The following is a 1,910-nucleotide window of genomic DNA, read 5'->3' as shown; positions in this document are numbered from 1 at the left end:
CAAGTCGGCGTGGGCCAGCGGCGATTCCGCCTTGGCGGCGTTGCCTGGGTGTTGCTGGTAAACGTTGATTGCGCTCATTTCAAACCTGCCTGAAATATCAAATGCTGTAGGGCGATCCGTGTGGGGCCGGCCGCGCCGGCGCCACACGTGCGCGTCAATCCTTAAACGTTCTGCCGTTCGCCTTGCGGGTCGAAGAACACCGCTGAACAGATCTCCGCTTCGATCACGCTGCCATCGGCCTGCGGCGAGAACACGCGCTCGCCCATGCGCTTGAGGCCACCCTTGACCACACCCATCGCGAACGAATAGCCCAGCGAGTTGGCGGCGTAGCTGGAGGTCACGTGACCGACCATGTCCATCGGGATCGGTTGCTTCGGATCGAACACCAGTTGCGCACCCTCAGGCAGCCACTGGGTCGGATTGACCGGCTTGAGGCCGACCAGCTGTTTACGGTTTTCCCGTACGCAATCTTCACGGTTCATGCCACGACGGCCGATCCAGGAGAACGGCTTGGTCCGCCCGACACACCAACCCATGTTCAGGTCGTCCGGGGTCATCGAGCCGTCAGTGTCCTGGCCGACAATGATGAAGCCCTTCTCGGCCCGCAGTACGTGCATGGTTTCAGTGCCGTACGGGGTCAGGTTGTACGGCTTGCCCGCTTCGACGATCTGCTCCAGCACACCCATGGCGTAGTTGGCCTGGATGTTGATTTCGTACGACAGTTCACCGGTAAAGGAGATCCGGAAGACCCGCGCCGGCACCCCGCCCACCTTGCCTTCCTTCCAGCTCATGAACGGGAAGGCGTCTTTGTCCAGGTCGATATCGGTGACCTGCGACAGCAGTTTGCGGCTGTTCGGCCCGGACAGGGTCAGGGTCGCCCAGTGGTCGGTGACCGAGGTGAAGTACACCTTCAGGTCTGGCCATTCGGTTTGCTGATAGATCTCCAGCCACTGCAGTACGCGTGCCGCGCCGCCGGTGGTGGTGGTCATCAGGAAGTGGTTCTCACCCAGGCACGCCGTGACACCGTCGTCGAAGACCATGCCGTCTTCTTTGCACATCAGGCCGTAACGGGCCTTGCCCACGTCCAGCTTGGTCCAGGCGTTGGTGTAGATGCGGTTGAGGAACTCACGGGCATCCGGGCCCTGGATATCGATCTTGCCCAGGGTCGAGGCGTCGAGCAGGCCGACGCTGTCACGCACCGCCTTGCACTCACGGGCAACGGCGGCATGGATATCTTCGCCTTTGCGCGGGAAGTACCACGGCCGTTTCCACTGGCCGACGTCTTCAAACTCGGCACCGTTTTTCACGTGCCAGGCATGCAGCGCGGTGAAGCGCACCGGTTCGAACAGGTGACCGCAATGCCGGCCCGCCACTGCACCGAAGGTGATCGGCGTGTAGTTCGGGCGGAACATGGTGGTGCCCATTTGCGCCACACCAATGCCCAGCGAACGGGCGGCGATGGCCAGGCCGTTGATGTTGCCGAGCTTGCCCTGGTCGGTACCAAAGCCCAGCGCGGTATAGCGTTTAACGTGCTCGACCGACTCAAAGCCTTCGCGGGTGGCCAGTTCGATAGCCGCGGCCGTCACGTCGTTCTGTTGGTCGACGAACTGCTTCGGTGCCCGTGCCGTGGATTTGTCATGCGGCACCTGGAACAACGCCACAGTGGCTTCTTCATGGCGCGCCAGCACCTTGGGCAGTACCCCGGTGACCGCCTTGAAACCGGCTTCGGTTGCAGCCCGTACACCGCCTTCAAAACCATCGGCCAGGGTATCGCCGAGGCTGTAGACACCGTTCACGCCGCCGACGCAGACGCGTCTCTGCGGGGCATCGCCCGGCACGAAGCCGAGGATGTCTTCACGCCAGACCGGCTTGCCACCCAGGTGCGAAGCCAGGTGAACCACCGGGCTGTA

The 1,910-nt window shown here is 62.6% G+C and carries 1 protein-coding gene and 1 pseudogene; both read right to left on the bottom strand.

From position 1 onward, the window contains the following. Positions 1-78: pseudogene (locus tag UIA24_RS22810) on the bottom strand (sarcosine oxidase subunit gamma); the annotation flags it as partial. An 83-nt stretch (positions 79-161) separates the two neighbouring features. Further along, positions 162-1,910, bottom strand: a 1,749-nt coding sequence (locus tag UIA24_RS22805) for a glycine cleavage T C-terminal barrel domain-containing protein (protein ID WP_330524013.1), incomplete at its 5' end; no start/stop codon positions are given.

The organism is Pseudomonas sp. AL 58, assembly GCF_036348395.1.
GTDB lineage: Bacteria > Pseudomonadota > Gammaproteobacteria > Pseudomonadales > Pseudomonadaceae > Aquipseudomonas > Aquipseudomonas defluvii.
This window is presented reverse-complemented; position numbering and strand designations above follow the sequence as displayed.